The organism is Rhizobium bangladeshense (assembly GCF_017357245.1).
Taxonomy (GTDB): Bacteria; Pseudomonadota; Alphaproteobacteria; order Rhizobiales; family Rhizobiaceae; genus Rhizobium; species Rhizobium bangladeshense.
Window position 1 is genome coordinate 257,801 of the sequence record NZ_CP071614.1, and the last position, 20,675, is coordinate 278,475.

Annotated in this window: 18 protein-coding genes and 1 pseudogene; 10 read left to right on the plus strand and 9 right to left on the minus strand. The window is 62.8% G+C overall.

Going from position 1 to position 20,675, the window contains the following annotated elements; genetic code table 11:
* Positions 1-499: 499 nt before the first annotated feature.
* Positions 500-1,543: an NAD(P)-dependent alcohol dehydrogenase gene (locus J2J98_RS25090; protein WP_064707176.1), complete on the plus strand. Its 1,044-nt coding sequence runs from the start codon at positions 500-502 to the stop codon at positions 1,541-1,543.
* A gap of 15 nt (positions 1,544-1,558) precedes the next feature.
* Here the strand turns inward: J2J98_RS25090 and J2J98_RS25095 are convergent, their stop codons facing one another.
* From J2J98_RS25095 to J2J98_RS25110, 4 genes are all read right to left on the minus strand, one after another.
* Positions 1,559-2,125 (minus strand): DedA family protein, encoded by a 567-nt coding sequence (locus J2J98_RS25095; protein ID WP_064707175.1) that lies wholly within the window; start codon positions 2,123-2,125, stop codon positions 1,559-1,561.
* A 22-nt stretch (positions 2,126-2,147) separates the two neighbouring features.
* Complete coding sequence (locus tag J2J98_RS25100) at positions 2,148-3,509, minus strand: FAD-containing oxidoreductase (RefSeq protein WP_207603545.1); 1,362 nt, start codon at positions 3,507-3,509, stop codon at positions 2,148-2,150.
* Positions 3,506-3,967, minus strand: coding sequence for a DUF4126 family protein (locus J2J98_RS25105; protein WP_138395680.1), 462 nt, complete (start codon positions 3,965-3,967; stop codon positions 3,506-3,508). The genes J2J98_RS25100 and J2J98_RS25105 overlap by 4 nt, the downstream gene beginning before the upstream one ends.
* A 90-nt stretch (positions 3,968-4,057) precedes the next feature.
* Positions 4,058-5,245, minus strand: a complete 1,188-nt coding sequence (locus J2J98_RS25110) for an acyl-CoA dehydrogenase (protein ID WP_138395679.1) — start codon at positions 5,243-5,245, stop codon at positions 4,058-4,060.
* Positions 5,246-5,416: 171 nt separating this feature from the next.
* On the opposite strand from J2J98_RS25110, the gene J2J98_RS25115 reads away from it, so the two are divergent.
* Positions 5,417-5,755, plus strand: coding sequence for a cupin domain-containing protein (locus J2J98_RS25115; protein WP_064707465.1), 339 nt, complete (start codon positions 5,417-5,419; stop codon positions 5,753-5,755).
* Here the strand turns inward: J2J98_RS25115 and J2J98_RS25120 are convergent, their stop codons facing one another.
* The gene (locus tag J2J98_RS25120; RefSeq protein WP_064713451.1) at positions 5,756-6,709 is read right to left on the minus strand and encodes a LysR family transcriptional regulator; all 954 of its coding nucleotides are present in this window, start codon (positions 6,707-6,709) and stop codon (positions 5,756-5,758) included.
* Positions 6,710-6,954: 245 nt separating this feature from the next.
* On the opposite strand from J2J98_RS25120, the gene J2J98_RS25125 reads away from it, so the two are divergent.
* The 8 genes and pseudogenes from J2J98_RS25125 to mmsB all read left to right on the plus strand — a co-directional run bounded on the left by J2J98_RS25125 (position 6,955) and on the right by mmsB (position 14,684).
* Positions 6,955-7,194 carry a hypothetical protein gene (locus tag J2J98_RS25125; RefSeq protein WP_064713385.1) on the plus strand — a complete coding sequence of 80 codons (240 nt, stop codon included), beginning with the start codon at positions 6,955-6,957 and terminating at the stop codon, positions 7,192-7,194.
* 327 nt (positions 7,195-7,521) lie between these two features.
* Entirely contained in the window at positions 7,522-8,727 is a 1,206-nt protein-coding gene (locus J2J98_RS25130; RefSeq protein ID WP_064707170.1) for an ABC transporter substrate-binding protein, read from the plus strand.
* A 5-nt stretch (positions 8,728-8,732) separates the two neighbouring features.
* Positions 8,733-9,518, plus strand: a complete 786-nt coding sequence (locus J2J98_RS25135; RefSeq protein ID WP_207603546.1) for an ABC transporter ATP-binding protein — start codon at positions 8,733-8,735, stop codon at positions 9,516-9,518.
* A complete protein-coding gene (locus J2J98_RS25140) occupies positions 9,518-10,219 on the plus strand; it encodes an ABC transporter ATP-binding protein (RefSeq protein WP_207603547.1) in 702 nt (233 codons plus the stop codon). The genes J2J98_RS25135 and J2J98_RS25140 overlap by 1 nt, the downstream gene beginning before the upstream one ends.
* A gap of 4 nt (positions 10,220-10,223) precedes the next feature.
* On the plus strand, positions 10,224-11,111 hold the full coding sequence (locus tag J2J98_RS25145; RefSeq protein ID WP_064707167.1) for a branched-chain amino acid ABC transporter permease: 888 nt from the start codon (positions 10,224-10,226) through the stop codon (positions 11,109-11,111).
* Position 11,112: 1 nt separating this feature from the next.
* A pseudogene (locus tag J2J98_RS25150) lies at positions 11,113-12,101 on the plus strand (branched-chain amino acid ABC transporter permease).
* Between the two features lie 96 nt (positions 12,102-12,197).
* Entirely contained in the window at positions 12,198-13,793 is a 1,596-nt protein-coding gene (locus tag J2J98_RS25155) for a GMC family oxidoreductase (RefSeq protein WP_207603548.1), read from the plus strand.
* 9 nt (positions 13,794-13,802) lie between these two features.
* On the plus strand, positions 13,803-14,684 hold the full coding sequence (gene mmsB, locus J2J98_RS25160; protein ID WP_207603549.1) for a 3-hydroxyisobutyrate dehydrogenase: 882 nt from the start codon (positions 13,803-13,805) through the stop codon (positions 14,682-14,684).
* Positions 14,685-14,694: 10 nt separating this feature from the next.
* On the opposite strand, the gene fhuB is transcribed toward mmsB, so the two are convergent.
* From fhuB to J2J98_RS25180, 4 genes are all read right to left on the minus strand, one after another.
* Entirely contained in the window at positions 14,695-16,683 is a 1,989-nt protein-coding gene (gene fhuB / locus J2J98_RS25165; protein WP_207603778.1) for a Fe(3+)-hydroxamate ABC transporter permease FhuB, read from the minus strand.
* On the minus strand, positions 16,676-17,551 hold the full coding sequence (locus J2J98_RS25170) for an ABC transporter substrate-binding protein (RefSeq protein WP_207603550.1): 876 nt from the start codon (positions 17,549-17,551) through the stop codon (positions 16,676-16,678). Before J2J98_RS25170 ends, fhuB begins: the two co-directional genes overlap by 8 nt.
* A gap of 3 nt (positions 17,552-17,554) precedes the next feature.
* Positions 17,555-18,334, minus strand: a complete 780-nt coding sequence (locus tag J2J98_RS25175; RefSeq protein ID WP_138395672.1) for an ABC transporter ATP-binding protein — start codon at positions 18,332-18,334, stop codon at positions 17,555-17,557.
* Between the two features lie 91 nt (positions 18,335-18,425).
* Positions 18,426-20,597 (minus strand): TonB-dependent siderophore receptor, encoded by a 2,172-nt coding sequence (locus J2J98_RS25180; protein WP_207603551.1) that lies wholly within the window; start codon positions 20,595-20,597, stop codon positions 18,426-18,428.
* Between the last annotated feature and the right edge of the window lie 78 nt (positions 20,598-20,675).

Below are 20,675 nucleotides of genomic sequence, written 5' to 3' on the forward strand. Positions count from 1 at the left end.
GATGGCTTTCCTATATTGCCGTTCCACTGGCGCCGGGAGCCGTCATGCTTCCGGCGCGCCATGCGGGCCTGCATGCTAGTAATGCTGCCGGGGGCGATTTCGATCCCGCGTCCGCAGAATGACGCGCATTGGCAGCCCCGGGTTGTCCCTCTGAAGGGCGGCGTTCCAATCGGCCACCAATCTGCGCCAGAATTTTCGGAGCGGTCTCAAGATCCTCGGGGAAAGCCGGTCTACGCGAACATTGTCGTTGTCATGCTTCATAGCTTTATCGCCCTTCTAGCCTGCCGGTGGCTGATGATTAAGACTGTACTCCGCGCTGTGCCCTTCCGGAATCATACAGAGGTCTATCGGCAGTTATCTTTCGGGCTACGCATCTGAGCATTTCGTCGCGCGGTGGGCAAAAGCTTGCGTCGGCGATTGAATTGAAGCGCCTTACCATCTTATAGTCGCCTCAACGGCACCCTCTGAATCTCCGGGGCCATCGAGAAGGAAATCGACAATGACCAAAGTCCGTGCGCTGGTGCTGGAGCGCCAGCATGAGCTTGCGCTCCGCGATATCGATCTGCCCCTGGAAACGGGACCGGGTCAGGTAAAGATCAAGATTCATACCGTCGGCGTCTGCGGTTCGGACGTTCATTATTACACCCACGGCAAGATCGGCCCCTTCGTCGTCAACGCGCCGATGGTGCTCGGCCATGAGGCGGCCGGCACGGTGGTCGAGGTGGGGGCCGGTGTCACACATCTGAAAGTAGGCGACCGTGTCTGCATGGAGCCCGGCATCCCCGATCCGAACTCCAAGGCGAGCCGGCTCGGCATGTACAATATCGATCCCGCCGTCAGCTTCTGGGCGACGCCGCCGATCCATGGGGTGCTGACGCCCGAAGTGGTGCATCCTGCCAATTACACTTTCAAGCTGCCCGACAATGTCAGCTTCGCCGAAGGCGCCATGGTCGAGCCCTTCGCGGTCGGCATGCAGGCTGCGGCCAAGGCGAATATCGCGCCCGGCGATACCGCCGTAGTGCTGGGAGCCGGGCCAATCGGCACGATGGTGGCGATTGCCGCCCTCGCCGGCGGCTGCGCCAGGGCGATCCTCGCCGATCTGGCGCAGCCGAAACTCGATATCGCCGCCCAGTACCAAGGCGTCATTCCGGTCAACATCCGCGAGAAGAACCTGGTCGAAGAAGTCGCCCGGCTGACCGACGGCTGGGGTGCGGATGTCGTCTTTGAATGCTCGGGGTCGCCCAAGGCCTGGGAGACGATCATAACGCTGCCGCGCCCGGGCGGCGTTATCGTCGCCGTCGGCCTGCCGGTCAATCCGATCGGCTTCGACGTTTCGACGGCATCCACCAAGGAAATCCGCATCGAAACGGTGTTTCGCTATGCCCATCAATATGAGCGATCGATCGCCCTGCTCGCCTCGGGCCGCGTCGATCTGAAACCGCTGATATCGGAGACGTTCAAGTTCGACGATTCGATCAAGGCGTTCGATCGCGCGGTCGAAGCCCGGCCGAACGACGTGAAGCTGCAGATCGTCATGGAATAGGGCGCTGCAGCGCTGCTATGGGTGGCCGCTGAGCTTCATTCTGCGAAAGACAAGAGCCGCGCCCGCGACTGCAGCCGCGGCTCCGAGCGCGATCAGCAGATGTCGGTGGAGGGGAAGGTGTCCCAATGTCTGCTGGATACCGTGGCCGAACAGATAACCGAGTGCGGTGAAAAGCTGCCCCCATACCAGCGCGGCTACCGCATTCAGGACAACGAATTTTGCGGTCGCGATCCGCGTCGTGCCGATGACGATCGGGCTGATCGTCCGCAAGCCGACGAGAAAACGGAACGCCAAGATGAAACCGGTCTGATATTTTTCCAGCAGCCGGGTTGCCCGGGCAAGGGCAGGTCGCTCCATCAGCCGGCGGACGGGAGCCCATTGGCCAGCATAACGGCCGGCGAAGAACCAGAACTGATCGCCGGCGAAGGAGCCTGCGACGGCCGCGAGCGACGCCGACCAATAAGAGAGCAATCCGCGGTGGGCAATCACGCCGCCAAGGAAGGCGGCCGTCTCGCCTTCGAAGGCTGCGCCCAGGAAGATCGCAAGCAGGCCATAATTCTCGATCAGCAGTTCGATGGACACGTTCCTGGCCCAGAGGTCGGAGCTAAACCGGCTTCAAATCCCCAAGCAGCGTCGGGATCAGCTCCGACACCGTCGGGTGGATCGGCACCGACCATTTCAGCGCGGGATAGGTCGTTCCCGCGTTCATCGCATCGATCAGGCCGTGGATCACCTCGTCACCCTCAATGCCCAGGATCGCGGCGCCGAGGATCTCTTTGGTCTCGGCATCGGCAATCACCTTCATGAAGCCCTTGGTCTCTCCGCGTTCATTGGCCCGGCCGACGCGGCTCATCGGCCGGGTCGAGACCATGATCCTGCGGCCGGAGGCACGCGCCTGCTTCTCCGTCATGCCGACACGGCCGAGCGGCGGGTCGATGTAGAGCGCATAGGCCGGGATGCGGCTCGAGACCTTGCGGTCGTCGCCATCGAGAAGATTGGCGGCGGCGATCTCGAAATCATTGTAGGAGGTATGCGTGAAGGCCCCGCGGCCGTTGCAGTCGCCGAGCGCGAAGATGCCCTCGACATTGGTGGCAAGCTTGTCGTCGACGGTGATATAGCCGCGCTTATCAGTAGCCACGCCGGCGGCGTCGAGACCAAGGTCGTCGGTGTTCGGTTTGCGGCCGGTGGCGATCAGCACATGGCTTGCTTCGATCTCCGCCGCGCCGGCGGTGACGCTTATTCCGCTGCCATTACGAGCGAAGGCGATGTCGGCGGCGTCGGTATAGACGTCGATGCCTTCGGAGCGGAGGATGTCGGCGATGGCGTCCGATATATCCTCGTCCTCGCGCGAGGCGAGTTTCGGGCCGTGCTCGATGACGCTGACATCGGCGCCGAAGCGGCGATACATCTGCGCAAATTCCAATCCGATATAGCTGCCGCCGATCACCGCAAGGTGCCGCGGCAGCGTGTCGAGATCGATGATCGACGTGCTGGTGAGGTAATCGACCTCGTCGATACCAGGCAGTTCGGGGATGACGGGCCGGGCGCCGACATTGAGGAAAATGCGCGGCGCCGTCAGTGTCTCCCCATTGACGCGAATGGTCTTCGCGTCTTGGAAACGGGCATGACCGTAGATCACGCTCATGCCGTCCATGCTGTCAAACCATCCGATCAGGCCGTTGCGGGCATTCATCGTCACCGTTTCGGCCCGGGCCCTCACCACCTTCATGTCGATGCCGATGTCGCCCGGGATATTGACGCCGTAGGCAGCGCCGGTTCTTGCGACATGGGCGGCGCGGGCGCTGGCGACCAGCGTCTTGGTCGGCATGCAGCCGGCATTGACGCAGGTGCCGCCGAGATATTTGCGCTCGACGAGCGCTACCTTCATGCCCTTTTCGACCATGCGGGCGGCGAGGAACGGGCCGGCCTGGCCGGCGCCGATGACGATGGCGTCGAAGCTCTTCATGATACGGCTCCCGCGATCAACACGGCGCCGACAACTGCAACGGCATCTTCAATGAGGGCGGCGGGCAGATCCTTGCCGAAGGCGGCGGCAATCCTGGCGCGGAGGGCGGCGCCGCCATAGGTGCCGACGACGGCGCCGATGACGCCGGCGATCAGCCCGCCGAAAAGCAGGCTGCTGGCTGCCCCGATCGTGGCGCCGGCAAGGGCTCCCGTGATGATGCGGGCGGCGAACTGCACCGGCACCTTGCGCGACGGCGTCGACGGCAGCTGGTCGGTGATCAGTTCGACGACGGCGAGAACCGTTAAGATCCACGGCGTCCACCGGTAGCCCATGAAGGCAAGCGGCGTCTGCGACACGTCGATCCAGCCGAGCGCCGCACCCCAGGCGACGGCAGCTGGCGCGGTCATGGCGCGAAGGCCAGCAATAATGCCGATCAGCAATGCAAGAAGCAAAAACATGCGCGATCCCCTCGTTGCCGGCCTTTGAGCCGCAGCAGGGAAGGTTGCATATTGTCAGGCGCGTGGCAATTCGCCGGCACCCGCCGATTTTCAGTTCGCAAAGGCGGCGATGCCGGTGATCGCCCGGCCAATGATCAGCGCGTGGATGTCGTGCGTGCCCTCATAGGTGTTGACCACTTCGAGGTTGACGAGATGGCGGGCGATGCCAAATTCGTCGGAGATACCGTTGCCGCCGAGCATGTCGCGGGCGGCGCGCGCGATGTCAAGCGCCTTGCCGCAGCTGTTGCGCTTGAGGATCGAGGTCAGCTCCACCGGCGGATGGCCTGCCTCCTTCATGCGGCCGAGCCGCAGGCAGCCGTGGAGGCCGAGCGCGATTTCCGCCGCCATGTCGGCGAGCTTCTTCTGGATCAGCTGGTTGGCGGCGAGCGGCCGGCCGAACTGCTTGCGCTCGAGCGTGTATTGCCGGGCTCTGGCATAACAATCCTCGGCCGCGCCAAGCGCGCCCCACGCAATGCCGAAGCGGGCGGAGTTGAGGCAGGTGAATGGGCCTTTGAGGCCGGTAACGCCGGGCAGCAGGTTCTCCTCGGGCACGAAGACCCCATCCATCACGACTTCGCCCGTTATCGAAGCACGCAAGCCTACCTTGCCGTGGATGGCAGGCGCCGAGAGCCCCTTCCAGCCCTTTTCGAGAATGAAGCCGCGGATGAGGCCATCCTCGGTCTTTGCCCAAACAACGAAGACATCGGCGATCGGCGCATTTGAGATCCAGGTCTTCGAGCCGGTGAGGCTGTAGCCGCCGTCGACCTTCTTGGCGCGCGTCACCATCGAGCCGGGGTCGGAGCCATGGTCGGGCTCGGTCAGGCCGAAGCAGCCGATCCATTCGCCTGTCGCCAGTTTCGGCAGGTATTTCAGCTTTTGTGCCTTGGAGCCGAAGGTTTCGATCGGCACCATGACCAGCGAGGACTGCACGCTCATCATCGAACGGTAGCCGCTGTCGACCCGTTCGACCTCGCGAGCGATCAGGCCGTAGGCGACATAACCGAGACCGGCGCCGCCATAATCGGGTGAAATCGTCGGGCCGAGCAGGCCGAGTTCGCCCATTTCGCGGAAGATGGCCGGGTCGGTCCTTTCATTGCGAAAGGCGTCGAGTACGCGGGGGGCGAGTTTTTGCTGCGCATAGGCATGGGCGGTATCCTGCACCATGCGCTCCTCGTTGGTCAGCTGCTCCACCAGGCGCAATGGGTCGGCCCAGTCGAAAACCTCGCGCGTATGCTGCATGGCGGCGTCTCCTCACCATTCATCAGGCTGCCTCGTCAACTGGCCATAGACCCGCCCATCGACCGCGTCAACAGAGGGCGGTTCGATGGAAAAGAAGGGGGCCACCATCTTTTCAAAAGCTGCGGCATGATCCACTTTGCCCGCGTTCGATTCTGGAATGAGGAGGCGGAAATGTCATCAAGCGATCTGTTCGTATCGGCCGAAGGCGCCGAATGGGTCACTCCGGAGCCCGGCGTCACCAGACGCATCATGACCTATCTGCCCGAGATGATGATGGTGGAAGTGGCGTTCGAAAGCGGCGCCGTGGGTGCTGCCCATTCGCACCCGCACATCCAGGCAAGCTATGTCGCAGAAGGCAGCTTCGAGGTGACGATCGATGGAAGGACCCAAGTGCTGCGGCAGGGTGGCAGTTTCATTGTGCCGCCCAATCTAGTGCATGGCGTCAAGGCACTGGAAAGGGGCCGGCTGATCGATACCTTCACGCCGCACCGGGCCGAGTTTCTCAAGTAGTCAGCTTTCGGATTCCGACCTGCGTGTGGAATTTCCGGCGACGATATAAGGCGGCACGAAGCGCGCATCTTCGCTACGCACGGCCTCGCGCAGGAAGTCGATGACGGCGCGCACGCGCGGCGCCTGTTTCAGGTCGCGATGGCAGGTGATCCAGTAGTGGCGCTTGAGGTCGATCTCCTCGGGCAGCACACGCACGAGCTCCGGATAACGGCTGGCGAAGAAATAGGGCAGGATGCAGAGACCGAGACCATTTCGGGTGGCGGTGAGCTGCGCGAAGATGCTGGAGCTCTGGAACTGCGGCTTGATGCGCGGATGCACATCGCTGAGATAATCCAGGCCGGGCGCGAAAATCATTTCCTCGATATAGCTGACGAACGGATGTTCAAGCAGATCGTCGCGGCAGGTGATGGCAGGCGCCTTTGCCAGATAGTCGCGCGAGCCGTAAATCTGCAGGTGATAGTCTGTCAGCTTCTCCGCGAAATAAGGCCCGCCTTTAGGCTCGTCGAGCACAACGGAAAGATCGGCCTCCTTGCGCGACAGCGACATGATCTGCTGGATCGTCACCAGCTCGAGCGAGAGATGCGGATGCTGGGCGGCAAACCGCGGCAGCACGGTCGCGAAAAAGAAATTGGCAAAGCCTTCCGGCGCGCTGAGGCGCACGAGGCCGCGCTGCGCCATCGAACCGTCGGCAAGGTCGGCGCGTAGCCGCTCGGTTTCCTGCTCCATCCGCTCGGCCGTCTCGATGAAGCGCGTGCCCATGGCGGTCAATACGTAACCGCGCGGATTGCGCTCGAACAATTTGACCTTGAGTGCAAATTCCAGCCGGTCGATGCGGCGTGAGACGGTGGCATGGCTGGAGCGCAGCTGGCGGGCGGCCGTCGAGAGCTGGCCGGTGCGGGCAACGGCGAGAAAAAACTGCAGATCGTCCCAGGTAAATTGTGATGAATTGCTCATCGCCATTCCCTTCGTTCAACAACCGGCAACAAATAACATGATCCACCGCGATTGAAACAATTCATTGTTTTATCTCTATTTTTACCTTCGATAAGTGGAGTCGCGGCTGACGGTTCGGATGAAGCCTTGGTCTTGATGAGCCCGATGCCTCGGCAGCGACAACTCCGTTGATTCGTCGGCGGCAGCGCTTTCAGCTTCCATGCGTGAATGCTACACGGCCGCGTTTGCATCCTGAGGAAATATTGATGAAAAAATTGGTTCGCCTGCTGCTGACGATCGCTCTCGCTTTCGTCGTGATTATTGGTTTTCGTTGGTATCGCTACGTCACCAACACCGACAGTCCCTATGACGAAGTCGGCATCACGCTCAACACGGCCATGCCTAGCCCGATCAATGCCTGGGGCTGCGCCAAACTGAAGGAAAGCTTTGGCGGCGCCTTGCCTCCCTATGGCTGCGCGGCTGACAATGGGACGCAATGGAAGTGAGGGCAGCCTGAACGCGCCGAAATCCCGCCGGGAGCCGAACGGCCGAAGGATGATTGTTCCGTTCGTCCATGCCTGCACAATCGCGCAAACTGCCCTAGTTCTAGCGCTGAGCGCTGACTCCTGGCGCTTCCTGAGCTTTGGATCGAAATCGTGCAGCTTTCTTTCTGTGCAAAAATGAACAGATACTGTTTGGAATTAGTTGTAAACCACCCGTTGCTTCAGGCGAGAATTTCCATGATCGTAGGACGAGGGGCGGTCGTTCTGAGGAGTGCGACCGGCCAAATCTGAACAGACCCGCAATCTGGCTCATCTCTGGGAGGAGAGAATATGCGTAAGAATCTCATTGCATCAGTTGCATTTCTGCTTGCGAGCAGCACGGCGGTGCTCGCGCAGAGCGCGACCGACGGCAAGGTCAAGATCGGCATCCTGAACGACCAGTCGGGCGTCTATGCCGACTTTGGCGGAAAATCTTCCGTCGAGGCTGCCAAGATGGCGGTCGAGGATTTCGGCGGCAAGGTGCTTGATGTGCCGGTCGAAATCGTCGATGCCGACCACCAGAACAAGCCGGATATTGCCTCCAACATCGCCCGCCAATGGTATGACACCGAGCAGGTGGATGCGATCATGGAATTGACGACCTCCTCCGTAGCGCTCGCTGTGCAGGCGATCGCCAAGGAGAAGAAGAAGATCGACATCGTCACCGGCGCGGCGACGACCGATCTTACCGGCAAGGCGTGCTCGCCTTACGGCTTCCACTGGGCTTACGATACGCACGCTCTGGCCGTCGGTACCGGCGGCGCGCTCGTCAAGCAGGGCGGCGACAGCTGGTTCTTCCTGACCGCCGACTATGCCTTCGGTTATTCGCTGGAGCAGCAGACCAGTGAATATGTCAAGACGAGCGGCGGCACGGTCGTCGGCGCCGTCCGCCATCCGCTGTCGAGCCAGGACTTCTCATCCTTCCTGCTGCAGGCGCAGTCATCGGGCGCCAAGGTGATCGGCCTCGCCAATGCCGGCCTCGATACCTCGAACGCCATCAAGCAGGCGGCCGAATTCGGTATTACCCAGAGCGGGCAGCATCTGGCGGCGCTGCTCTTCACGCTTGCCGAAGTCCATGGGCTCGGCCTCGAGGCGGCGCAGGGCCTGACGCTGACGGAGGGCTACTACTGGAACCGCGACGACGAAAGCCGCGCCTTCGCCAAGAAGTTCTTCGACCGCACCGGCAAGATGCCGAACATGGTCCATGCGGGTACCTATTCGGCGGTGACGCAATATTTGAAGGCGGTTCAGAAAGCCGGCACCGACGAGACGGAAGCTGTCGCCAAGCAGCTGCATGAAATGCCGGTCGACGACGTCTTCGGCCGCGGCGGCACCGTCGGCGCCAATGGCCGGATGATTCACGACATGTATCTGCTGCAGGTCAAGAAGCCGGCCGACAGCAAGGAGCCTTGGGATTACTTCAACGTTCTCGCCACCATTCCCGGCAAGGAAGCCTATATCGATCCCGCCAAGAGCGGCTGCGATCTGGTGAAGTAAGGACGATGGCGGTTTCCGCGATTGAAACTCAGGCCAAGCCGCGGGTGGTATTGTCAGCCCGCGGCCTGCGCCGCGATTTCGGCGGCTTCACGGCGGTGAAAAACGTCGATCTCGATGTGCACGACGCGAGCGTGCATGCGCTGATCGGCCCCAACGGGGCCGGCAAGACCACGGTCTTCAACCTGTTGACGAAGTTCCTGCAACCGACGGCAGGCACGATCACCCTGCTGGATACCGATATTACCGGAACGCCGCCCGACAGGGTGGCGCGCATGGGACTGGTGCGCTCCTTTCAGATCTCGGCGGTCTTCCCGCATCTCTCCGTCCTCGACAATGTGCGCGTGGCGCTACAGCGGCCGAACCATCTGTCAACGCAGTTCTGGCGGCCGCTGTCGGCACTCGACCGGCTGAACGAGCGCGCCGAGCAACTGCTTGCGAGCGTCGGCCTTTCCAAGGAGCGCGACCATTTCGCCGCCGATCTTTCCTATGGTCGCAAGCGTGTGCTTGAGATCGCCACGACGCTGGCACTCGATCCGAAGGTGCTGCTTCTCGACGAGCCGATGGCTGGCATGGGCAATGAGGATGTCGGCGTCGTCTCCGCGATCATCCGTGACGTCGCGCGTGACCGGGCGGTGCTGATGGTCGAGCACAATCTTTCCGTCGTCGCCAATATCTGCCAGCACGTCACCGTCTTGCAGCGCGGCGAGATCCTTGCCGAGGGCGACTATGCCACCGTCAGCCAGGACGAGCGCGTGCGCGAGGCCTATATGGGCACGGAGGAGCAGCACTGATGGCCGCTCTCCTCGAGGTCAAGGGCCTCAACGCCTGGTATGGCGAAAGCCACATATTGCACGGCGTCGACATGCATGTCGGCGAGGGTGAAACGATTACCATTCTCGGCCGCAACGGCGTCGGCAAGACGACGACCCTTCGCACCATCACCGGCATCGTGCGCGCCCGCAAGGGCAGGATCAGCTTTGCCGGCAGCGACCTGATACAGGTGCCGCTGCACAAGACAGCACACCGGGGCATCGGCTTCGTGCCGGAGGAGCGCGGCATCTTTTCCACGCTCACCGTCTCGGAAAACCTGCTGCTGCCGCCCGTCGTGGCGCAGGGCGGCATGACGTTGGACGAAATCTACGAGCTCTTTCCCAATCTCTACGAGCGCCGCGGCAGTCCGGGCACCAAGCTGTCCGGGGGTGAGCAGCAGATGCTGGCCATCGCGCGCATCCTGCGCACCGGCGTCAGGCTGCTCATTCTCGACGAGCCGACGGAAGGGCTTGCCCCGGTTATCGTCCAGCGGATCGGCGAGGTGCTGAAAAAACTCAAGGAGCGCGGCATGACGATCCTGCTCGTCGAGCAGAATTTCCGTTTCGCCAGCCGTATTGCCGATCGCTTCTATCTGATGGATCATGGGCAGATGGTGTCGGAATTCCCGGTAGGCGAACTGCCGCAGCGCATGGATACGCTGCACAAGGTTCTGGGAGTGTGACCAGATGACGATGATCTTCGGCATTCCCCTGCAGGCGCTGCTCGGCCAGTTGCTGATCGGCCTGATCAACGGCTCGTTTTATGCGCTGCTCAGCCTCGGCCTCGCCATCATCTTCGGCCTGCTCAGGGTGATCAATTTCGCCCACGGCGCGCAATATATGCTCGGCGCCTTCGTTGCCTATCTGCTCTTGACCTATGCCGGCATCGGCTACTGGCCGTCGCTGATCCTGGCGCCTGTTATCGTCGGTCTTGCCGGAGCGGTCATCGAGCGGCTGTTCCTGCGCCGGCTCTATGACCTGGATCCGCTCTACGGCCTGCTCTTCACCTTCGGGCTGGCGCTCTCCGTCGAGGGCACCTTCCGCTATCTCTACGGCTCATCCGGCCAGCCTTATGCGACGCCGGCTGCCCTTGCCGGCGGCGCCAATCTCGGCTTCATGTTCCTGCCGATCTATCGCGGCTGGGTGGTCGTCGTCTCGCTCGTGGTCTGCCTCGGCACATGGCTGCTGATCGAGAAGACCAAGCTCGGGGCATATCTGAGGGCAGCCACGGAGAACGCCGTGCTGGTGCAGGTCTTTGGCGTCAACGTGCCGATGCTCCTGACATTCACTTATGCGCTCGGCGCCGGTCTCGCTGCCTTTGCCGGCGTGCTGGCGGCGCCGATCTACCAAGTCTCGCCGCTGATGGGCTCGAACATGATCATCGTCGTCTTCGCCGTGGTCGTGGTCGGCGGCATGGGGTCGATCATGGGCGCGATCGTAACCGGTTACGTGCTCGGCATTGCCGAGGGCCTGACCAAGGTCTTCTATCCCGAGGCCTCCAACACGGTGATCTTTGTCATCATGGCGATCGTGCTTCTCATCAGGCCCGCGGGCCTCTTCGGCCGGGATGCTTGACATGGCTGACATCACCGAAACCATCCGAACGGAAAAGAGCCGGACCGCCCTGTCGGTGCAGGCGGGCTTCCTTCTTGCGGGACTGCTGTTCCTGTTGCTGGCGCCCTTCTTCTTCTATCCGATCTTTCTGATGAAGCTTCTCTGCTTCGCACTCTTTGCCTGCGCCTTCAATCTGCTGCTGGGCTATACCGGCCTGCTTTCCTTCGGCCATGCCACCTTCTTCGGGGGGCGGCCTATTTCACCGCCTATACGGTGAAATCCTGGGGCCTGCCGCCGGAGCTCGGCATCCTGATCGGCGTGGCGGGGGCGGCCTTTCTCGGGCTGGTCATGGGCTTCTTCGCCATCCGCCGCCAGGGCATCTATTTTGCGATGATCACGCTGGCCTTGTCGCAAATGTTCTTCTTCTTCTGCCTGCAGGCCGAGTTCACGGAGGGCGAGGACGGCATCCAGTCGGTGCCGCGTGGTCATCTCTTCGGCTTTATCGACCTGAACAACTCGACCAACATGTATTATTTCGTGCTGGCAGTGTTCCTCGTCGGCATCCTGATCATCTGGCGATTCATCAATTCGCCCTTCGGCATGATCCTGAAATCGATCCGCGAGAACGAGAATCGCGCCACTTCGCTCGGCTATTCCGTCGCACGCTACAAGCTCGGGGCCTTCGTCATGTCGGCAGCGCTGGCGGGGTTGGCCGGTGCGATGAAATCCCTGGTCTTTCAGTTCGCGACCTTGACCGACGTCGCCTGGCAGATGTCGGGCGAGGTGATCCTGATGACGCTGCTCGGCGGTATCGGCACCTTGGTCGGGCCGCTCTTCGGAGCCGGGCTGGTGGTGGCGCTGCAGAATTATCTCGCCACGTCGGAATTTCCGGTGACGATCATCACCGGCGTCGTCTTCATGATCTGCGTGCTGATCTTCCGCCGCGGCATCATCGGCGAATTCTACGCCTCGCGACTGGGTCGGAATCTGGGCTTCGTCTATCGCCGCTAACGGGCGTCCTTTGAGACAGGCGGCGGCGTCGCGACGTTCCCTCTCCCCGACTCACGGGGAAGGGAGGCGAGAAGCATCTGGAGTTTCGTGAGGGGCATGGATCGCTACGACTATATCATCATCGGGGCAGGCAGCGCCGGCTGCGTACTCGCCAACCGGCTGTCGGCCGATGGCAGAAGCCGCGTTCTGCTGCTCGAAGCCGGTGGCAGCGACAACTACCACTGGATTCATATCCCGGTCGGTTATCTCTACTGCATCAACAATCCGCGCACCGACTGGTGCTTCACCACCGCGCCGGAGGCGGGGCTGAACGGCCGGGCGCTCAGCTATCCGCGCGGCAAGGTGCTCGGCGGCTGCTCCTCGATCAACGGCATGATCTACATGCGCGGCCAGGCGCGCGACTACGACCTCTGGCGGCAGATGGGCTGCACCGGCTGGGGCTGGGATGACGTTCTGCCATTCTTCCGCAAGTCCGAGGATTTTTACCGCGGCGCCGACGAAATGCACGGGGCTGGCGGCGAATGGCGCATCGAGAAGGCCCGCGTGCGTTGGGCCGTGCTCGATGCCTTCCAGCAGGCCGCCAGGGAAGCCGGCATTCCGGAGACGGAAGATTTCAACCGCGGCAGCAATGAAGGATCCGGCTATTTCGATGTCAACCAGCGCTCCGGCATTCGCTGGAACACGTCAAAGGCCTTTCTGCGCCCGGCAATGCGGCGCTCGAACCTGACGGTCCTGACCAAGGCGCAGGTCCGGCGGCTGCTGGTGGAGGAGGGGGCAGTTGTCGGCGTCGAATTCCAGCACCAAGGCGCTGCGAAGCGCGCTTATGCGGCGAAAGAAACGGTGCTTTCGGCCGGTTCGATCGGTTCGCCGCATGTTCTCGAACTGTCGGGAATCGGCAGGGGCGAAGTACTCCGGCAGGCGGGCGTCGACGTCGTCAGCGAGGTGAAGGGGGTTGGCGAGAACCTGCAGGACCATCTGCAACTGCGCCTGGCCTACAAGGTGACGGGCGTTCCTACGCTGAACGAGAAGGCGACGAGGCTGATCGGCAAGGCCGCGATCGGGCTCGAATATCTCGTCCGCCGCTCTGGGCCGATGGCGATGGCACCGAGCCAGCTCGGCATCTTCACCCGCTCGGGCCCCGACCGCGAAACCCCGGATCTGCAATATCACGTACAGCCGGTATCGCTGGAGAAATTCGGGGATCCCGTCCACCCTTTCCCGGCGATCACCGCGAGCGTCTGCAATCTGAGGCCGGAAAGCCGCGGCTCGGTCCACTTGTCGAGCCCGGATTTTGCCGCCCAGCCGACGATCAGCCCGAAATACCTCTCGACGCAGCGCGATCGTGACATAGCTGTGCGCTCAATACGTTTGACGCGCAAGATCGTCGCCCAACCGTCCTTTGCCCGTTTCAAACCGGAGGAGTTCAAGCCAGGCCCCCTCTATCAAACGGAGGCCGATCTGGAGCGGGCGGCTGGCGATATCGGCACGACGATCTTTCATCCGGTTGGCACCTGCCGCATGGGCGTCGACAGGGACAGCGTCGTCGACCCCCGGCTGAAACTCAGGGCGCTCGGCAAGCTCAGGATCGCCGACGCTTCGGTGATGCCGTCGATCACCTCGGGCAACACCAATTCGCCGACGATCATGATCGCCGAAAAGGCAGCGGCGATGATCCTCGAAGACAACCGATAGGAGAAGACCATGGCAAGGATCGCATTCATCGGGCTCGGCAATATGGGCGGGCCGATGGCGGCCAATCTCGTCAAGGCAGGTCACGAGGTCCTCGGCTTCGATCTCGCAGCCTCCGTGCTGAAGGCGGCCGAGGCGAGCGGCGTCAAACCGGCCAGCCATGCCAGCCAGGCAGTCAAGGACGCCGAGATCGTCATATCAATGCTGCCGCAGGGCCGTCATGTGCTGACGGCCTGGACGGACATCCTGCAAACCGCGGCGCAAGATACGCTTGTCATCGATTGCTCGACCATCGATGTCGAGAGCAGCCGCAAGGCGCATGAGATGGCCAAGGCAGCAGGCTGCCAGTCGCTCGATGCGCCCGTTTCCGGCGGGACCGGCGGCGCAAGCGCGGGTACGCTGACTTTCATGGCGGGCGGCTCGGATGAGGCTTTCGCCAGGGCAAAGCCGATCCTCGAGGCGATGGGAAAGAAGATCGTCCACTGCGGCGAGGCGGGTGCGGGCCAGGCGGCGAAGATCTGCAACAATATGATCCTCGGCATCTCCATGGTCGGCGTCTGCGAGGCCTTTGTGCTGGCCGAGAGACTGGGCCTTTCGCATCAGGCGCTGTTCGACGTCGCTTCAACCTCATCAGGCCAGTGCTGGTCGATCAATACCTATTGCCCGGTGCCCGGGCCGGTGCCGACCTCGCCCGCCAATAACGGCTATAAACCGGGGTTCGCCGCGGCCCTAATGCTGAAGGATCTCAAGCTCTCACAGGAGGCGGCGCTGGAAAGCGGCGCCTCCACGCCGCTCGGCGCGGAAGCGGCCCAGCTTTATTCGCTCTTCGAAAAGCAGGGTAATGGGGGAAAGGATTTCTCAGCCATTATCGAGATGTTCCGCGAAAAGGCGTGAGCGCTACGGGCTATTCTCCCGCGCTCCGACGTGACAGCAGCCAGATCAGATAGGGGCCGCCGATCAGGGCGGCGAAGAGGCCGACCGGCACCTGATAGGGGTAGATGACGACGCGCGACAGCCAGTCCGCCGCCGTCAGCACACCGGCGCCGAAGAGAAGGCTCGCCGCAAGTTGGTGGCCCGGTGCGCGGAAGCCGGCTAGGCGCGCCAGATGCGGCGCAATCAGGCCGGTGAGGTTGAGCGGCCCGACCAGGAACGAGGCGATTGCTGTCATCAGCGCGGCGAGGATGGCGAGCACCAGGCGGCTTGCTCCGACGGGAAGGCCGACGGCGCGGCTCAAACCGGCCCCGAGCGGCAGGATCGTCAGCCAGCGGCTGAGGAAGGGTAGCGGCGCAGCCAACAGGACGAGCGAAGTGGCGGCCGTCCAGGCTTCGAAGGCGCCGGCGCGGTTGGTCGAGCCGGAAAGCCAGGTCAGCAGGATGTAGCCGCGCATATCGCCCTGGGCGAGCACCATGGTTACAACAGCCATGGCGAAGGCGCCGATGCCGACGCCGGCCAGCAGCATGCGTTCCGGCGAGAATTGCGCGCGCGCCGAAATGGCGATCATCGCGACGAAGGCTGCCAGTGCGCCGATCGCCATGGCGGCGAGCATGATGGCTGGCGAGGGGAAGCCGAAGAGGAAGAGCGCCACGGTCAGACCCGCGCCGGCGCCGGCGCTGACACCGAGGACCTCCGGGCTCGCAATCGGATTACCGGTCACGCGCTGCATGATGAAGCCTGCGGCCGCCAGCATGGCGCCAGCGCCTGCGGCGGCGGTCGTCCGCGGCAGGCGGAAGGGCAGGAGGTCGGCCAGGAGAGCGCCGGTCGCGACATGCCAGCCGTCATCGGCAGGGCCGACGGTGAGGACGAAGGCAAAGAGCAGAGCGAGCGCAATCAAGAGGATGGCAAAGGTCTGAAGCGGTTTTGCCAGCCTCTTCGAGGCTCCGGCCGGCCGGGCGGCAACGGCTGAAACGGAATGGATGCGCGGCAGCAGGAAGAGCAGCAGCGGCCCGCCGAGGAGGGCGGTCGCCGCCCCCGTCGGCACCAAATCGGTGAAGCCGGCGCCGAGGATCTGGGTGAGGCAATCCGTCAGGAAAAGCAGCCCGGCGCCGGTCAAGGGAGCCGTCATCATCAGCTTGTCCGTGCCGCGCGCCCCGGCAAGTCTTGCGATCGGCGGGGCGGCGAGGCCGAGGAAACCGATTATACCGACCTCCGACGTCACCGAAGCGGCGAGCCAGACGGCGAGAGCGACGATGGCGAGACGGGTGGAGTGCAGGGCAAGGCCGAGGCTCCGGGCGCCGCCGTCGTCGAGCGCGAGGATGCGGAGCGGCCGCACCAGCAGCAGGGCCGCGAAGAAGCCGAGGACAAGCCGGGGGGCGAGCGAGGAGACGGCGTTCCAATCCTGCTGACTGAGCGAGCCGGCGCCCCAGATATAGATCGACATGGCATATTCGCCGCGCGCCAGGATCAGCGTGACGCTGAGGGCCGAGGCGATGAGGCTGACGATCATGCCGGAAAGAGCCACGGTTACGGGATCAAACCCGCGCCGCCAGCTCAAAGCCAGAACGGCGGCGACCGCCGCGACGCCGCCGCCAAAGGCGGTCATCTCGCGAGACAATCCGATGAGCAGCGGCGAGACGCTCATAGCCGCCGTCATCGCCAGTTCCGCCCCGGAGGCGATGCCGAGCGTGGAGGCATCGGCGATCGGGTTGCGCAGCACCCGCTGCAGCAATGCGCCGGAAAGGCCGAGCGCAGCGCCGGCGATCAGAGCCAACATGGCGCGGGGCATGATGCCGTCCCAAAGTAGCACGCTGTTCAGCAGCGCTGCATCGGCGTCGCTATGTGCAATCTCGGGACGCGTCACGACGAGGAGCGCGAAGGCAGCGAGGCAAAGCGCTGCCAGTATCAGTCCGGGAACGAGCACGCTTGCGCTTCGCGCCGGGCCGGGCCGGTTAACCATTCCATGCATGCTCAAGCCCCTCCACCAGCAGATCGGCAAAGCGGCCCGCGGCCGGCAGCGCGCCATAGGGATTGACAGCGCCGAGCATCAGCACGCGCTTCTCACGCACGGCCGGCAACGCGTTCCAGAAGCTGCTGGCGGAAAGTGTGGCGATCGCATCGGCTGGATGCGGCGGGATCATGACGATCCAGGCGTCGGGCATCGATGCCAATGTCTCGATCCCGACGGGAGCAGCGGCCGAGTAGCTGGTCGCACCCTGCCACGCATTCGTCAGGCCGACGCGCTTCAGCACCTCGCCGAACATGCTGTCGGAGCCGAAGACGCGGAAATGCCTGGCATCACCGAGATTGATCGGGATGACCGGCCGCCCGTCGCCGGCGGCGAAGAGAGACCTGTAGCGGTCGAGCCTGGCTGAAAGCCCTTCGGTCAGCTCCCTGGCAGCGGAAAGCTGCAGGCGCTCGCCGATCGCAAGCGTGACCTGTTCGGCCAGCGCGAAGGGGCTTTCGCCAGGCTTGTAGATCGCGTGGCTCTCCACCGGTGCAATCAGCCGCATGCGCTCGTCCGCCCAGGCATAGAAGTTCGAGTTGAAGATTAGACTGGGCCGCGCAAGCCGCAGCACCTCGAAATTCGGCGTGCCTCGCAAGCCGAGATCAGCCACCGTCGCCGGCACTTCAGGCGTGACGGCCGCGGCGCGAAATTGCCGCAGCTCCGTTGCTGCAACGACGTTGGCGCCGGCTGCCAGCAGGGTTTCGAGCAGCGCCCAGTCGAGCGTGGCGACGCGTATGCCCTCCGCCGCCCGCGACAGCGCGGGCGCGGAAAGCGAGGCTGCCGCGCCAGCCAGAAACTGTCTGCGAGAGAAAGAAGCCATGAGCTACAAGAGATAGCTGACCGGCTCGTTTCGAACCGGATGCGGGAAGACGCCCATTCCGACGCCGAAAATCGATTGCAGCCTGTCGGCCTGCATGATCTCGGCGGGCGTGCCTTCGGCAGTGATCCGGCCGCGATTGAGCGCGATGATGGCATCGCAGTAGCGTGCGGCGAGATTGATGTCGTGCAGCACGATGACGATCGTCAGCCCGCGTTCGTGACTGAGTTCCTGCACCAGCGAAAGTACGCTTGCCTGGTGGGCAAGATCGAGCGCCGAGGTCGGCTCGTCGAGCAAGAGGCACCGTGCGTCCTGCGCGAGCATCATGGCGATCCAGGCGCGCTGGCGCTCGCCGCCGGACATGGCGGCGACGAGGCGATCGGCAAAATCCTCGAGCTCGGTGCGGACGATCGCTTCCTCGACCATTCGGCGATCGGTGGCGGTGAAGCGGCCGAGCGTGCCGTGCCAGGGGAAACGGCCGAGGGCGATCAGTTCGCGAACGCTCATCCCGTCGGTCGCCGGCGTGAATTGCGGCATATAGGCGACGTGGCGGGCAAATTCCCGGGCGCCCCAATCGCTTGCCGGCTTGCCGCCGAAGGAGACGGCGCCGGATTTCGGCGCGATCTGGCGAGCGATGATCTTCAGGAGCGTACTCTTGCCGGAACCATTCGGGCCTACCAGTCCGTAAATTCGGCCGTGCTCGAGCGTCAGGTCGATACCGGACAGGATGGATTTCGGCCCGATGGCATAGTCGATTCCCGACAGGGAAAGGAAAGGCGAAGTCATAGTCTGCTCCAGGTTCGGCGCTGCAACGGCTCGAGGAGGGCTTGCCCTCCTTTCCAGCAGGTTCCTGCAAAACTAAACTTAGATTGTCAACTTACCACTTTCTGCTGAGCTTGAATGTGACGGTGCGGGCATCGCCGTAACCGCAGACGGTCAGGCCGCCGCAGCCCTTGACATATTCCTTGTCGAAAAGGTTGGTGACGTTGAGGGCGGCGCCCCAGTTTTCCCGCTCGTATCGGATCGCCGCGTCGACGAGGGTCGCGGCGGGAACCTTCTCGGTATTCGCCTCATCGGCCCACGACCAACCCTGATGGCGCACGCCAGCGCCGAAGCTCATGCCCTCGAAGGCGCCCGTCGTCAGCGTATAGTCGACCCAGAGAGAGGCGGTCACCTTTGGGATGAGATAAGGCGAATTGCCGACGAGCGCCGGATTGGCCTCGTTCTCCGTTACTTCCATGTCCGTATAGGCAAGCGATGCGAGAATCTTCCAGTTCTCGTTGATATTGACCTTGCCTTCGAGTTCGGCGCCGCGCGAAACGACCTCGCCAAGCTGGCTCTGGGCGAAGGTCGCCGGATTGGTGACCGTATTGTTGCGTTTGGTGATGTGAAAGAATGACGCAGTCAGCGAACCGTCGACGAAGGTGGGCTCATATTTGATGCCGCTTTCGAACTGCTCTCCCTCCTCCGGCTCCAGCGCGCCCGATACACCGGTGCCGATCAGCGGATTGAAGAAAGTCGCGGCGCTGACATAGGGCGTCAGGCCGTTATCGAACTCGTAGGCAAGGCCGATACGGCCGCTGACAGCGCTGTCGTTCGATGTATAGCTCGTGCCGACGACTGCGTCGGCATCGGTGTCGACATAGTCGTATCGGCCGTTCAGCGTCAACAGCCAGCCGTCACCGAAGTGGATCTGATCCTGCGCATATATGCCGAGTTGCTTCTGCGTGACGACCTGATCGATGGCGACGTCATTTGTCGGCTGAATGGCGCCGTAAATCGGATCGGTGGCGCTGATCGGCGTCGCGGTTGTCGGCCATGTCGGCCATTTCTGAACATGGTCGAGGCGGTAATATTTGTAGTCGAGGCCGACAAGCATGCTGTGCGTGGCGCCGCCGAGTTCCGCTTCTCCTTCAAGCCGATTGTCGATACCGAAGGAATCGACGGCTGAGCGGCCTTCGAAGCCGATGCGGGCCAACTGATAGTCAGGGCCTGTCGGTATGCCGCCGACCCAGCCGTTCAGATAGGGGCCGATTTCATGCTTATCGAGGTGACCGTAGCGCAAGTTCTGCGAGAAGTTGATGCCATTGTCGAATTCATGCTCGAATTCGTAGCCGATCATCTTCTGCACATAGCTGCCGTCATCGATGCCGGGCTCGCCATAGAAGGCGTCGCGGTCGATCTTGCCGAAAGGCGCGTCCTCGACGGTGCCGACATAGGGGAAGAAGCCATTGCCCGTATGCACCTGATCGAGTCCGGCTAGATAACCCCAGGCGGTGAAGCTCGTGCTGTCATCCGGCGAAATGGTGAGCTGCGGCATGATGAAGCCGCGGAAGTCCTCGGAAAAGTCCGAATAATTATCGCCGCCTGCGATCTTGCCGGTGATGCGATAGCTCATCGTTCCGCTGGAACCGACCTTGTCGGAGACGTCGAAGCCGGTGAAGGCATTGCCGTTGCTGTTGATGCCGATGTCCGTATAGAAGAGCGGCTCGTCGAGCGGGCGCTTGCGGACGAGATTGACGATGCCGCCGGGGTTGGCTCCGCCGTAGAGTACGGAGGCCGGACCCTTCAGCACCTCGACGCGCTCCAGCATGAAAGGATCGAGCTGAAAGCCGCCGAAGCCGTAGCTGAAGAGCGTCAGATTGTCGAAGAAGACGCCGGTCTGCGTCGCGTTGAAGCCGCGAATGTAGAACCAATCCGTATCGCCGTCGCCGCCATAGGGCTGCGCGGTCACCCCGGGCGTATAAAGCAGCACTTCGTCGATCTTATTGGTGATGCCACGGTCATCCATTTCGTCGGTGCCGATGACGGAGACGGATTGCGGGATTTCGTTGAGGGGGGTGTCGCTCTTCGAGCCGGTGGAGGAGTTCTTGGCGACATACCCCTTAACCGGGCTGGTCGCTGTATCGCTGCCGCCCTGAATGACGATCGGCGCGAGCTCGGTCGACGTCGCATCCTGCGCCGCGGCGGAGCCTGCTATCAGGCCGGCGATCGCCACGCCCGCCAATAGATTTGCCTTGAAAATGGGACCCCTGGTCTGCCCATGCATGTCTTCTATACCCCACTCGCGCCGCGGCAATGACGCGCGGCGAAGAACCTTGAATAAGATGAGTGCTTAACTCAGTTT

Coding starts and splice junctions, on each gene's coding strand:
- J2J98_RS25090 (WP_064707176.1), top strand. CDS start 500: ATGACCAAAGTCCGTGCGCTGGTGCTGGAGCGCCAGCATGAGCTTGCG.
- J2J98_RS25100 (WP_207603545.1), bottom strand. CDS start 3,509: ATGAAGAGCTTCGACGCCATCGTCATCGGCGCCGGCCAGGCCGGCCCG.
- J2J98_RS25105 (WP_138395680.1), bottom strand. CDS start 3,967: ATGTTTTTGCTTCTTGCATTGCTGATCGGCATTATTGCTGGCCTTCGC.
- J2J98_RS25110 (WP_138395679.1), bottom strand. CDS start 5,245: ATGCAGCATACGCGCGAGGTTTTCGACTGGGCCGACCCATTGCGCCTG.
- J2J98_RS25115 (WP_064707465.1), top strand. CDS start 5,417: ATGTCATCAAGCGATCTGTTCGTATCGGCCGAAGGCGCCGAATGGGTC.
- J2J98_RS25120 (WP_064713451.1), bottom strand. CDS start 6,709: ATGAGCAATTCATCACAATTTACCTGGGACGATCTGCAGTTTTTTCTC.
- J2J98_RS25125 (WP_064713385.1), top strand. CDS start 6,955: ATGAAAAAATTGGTTCGCCTGCTGCTGACGATCGCTCTCGCTTTCGTC.
- J2J98_RS25130 (WP_064707170.1), top strand. CDS start 7,522: ATGCGTAAGAATCTCATTGCATCAGTTGCATTTCTGCTTGCGAGCAGC.
- J2J98_RS25135 (WP_207603546.1), top strand. CDS start 8,733: ATGGCGGTTTCCGCGATTGAAACTCAGGCCAAGCCGCGGGTGGTATTG.
- J2J98_RS25140 (WP_207603547.1), top strand. CDS start 9,518: ATGGCCGCTCTCCTCGAGGTCAAGGGCCTCAACGCCTGGTATGGCGAA.
- J2J98_RS25145 (WP_064707167.1), top strand. CDS start 10,224: ATGACGATGATCTTCGGCATTCCCCTGCAGGCGCTGCTCGGCCAGTTG.
- J2J98_RS25155 (WP_207603548.1), top strand. CDS start 12,198: ATGGATCGCTACGACTATATCATCATCGGGGCAGGCAGCGCCGGCTGC.
- mmsB (WP_207603549.1), top strand. CDS start 13,803: ATGGCAAGGATCGCATTCATCGGGCTCGGCAATATGGGCGGGCCGATG.
- fhuB (WP_207603778.1), bottom strand. CDS start 16,683: ATGGTTAACCGGCCCGGCCCGGCGCGAAGCGCAAGCGTGCTCGTTCCC.
- J2J98_RS25170 (WP_207603550.1), bottom strand. CDS start 17,551: ATGGCTTCTTTCTCTCGCAGACAGTTTCTGGCTGGCGCGGCAGCCTCG.
- J2J98_RS25175 (WP_138395672.1), bottom strand. CDS start 18,334: ATGACTTCGCCTTTCCTTTCCCTGTCGGGAATCGACTATGCCATCGGG.
- J2J98_RS25180 (WP_207603551.1), bottom strand. CDS start 20,597: ATGCATGGGCAGACCAGGGGTCCCATTTTCAAGGCAAATCTATTGGCG.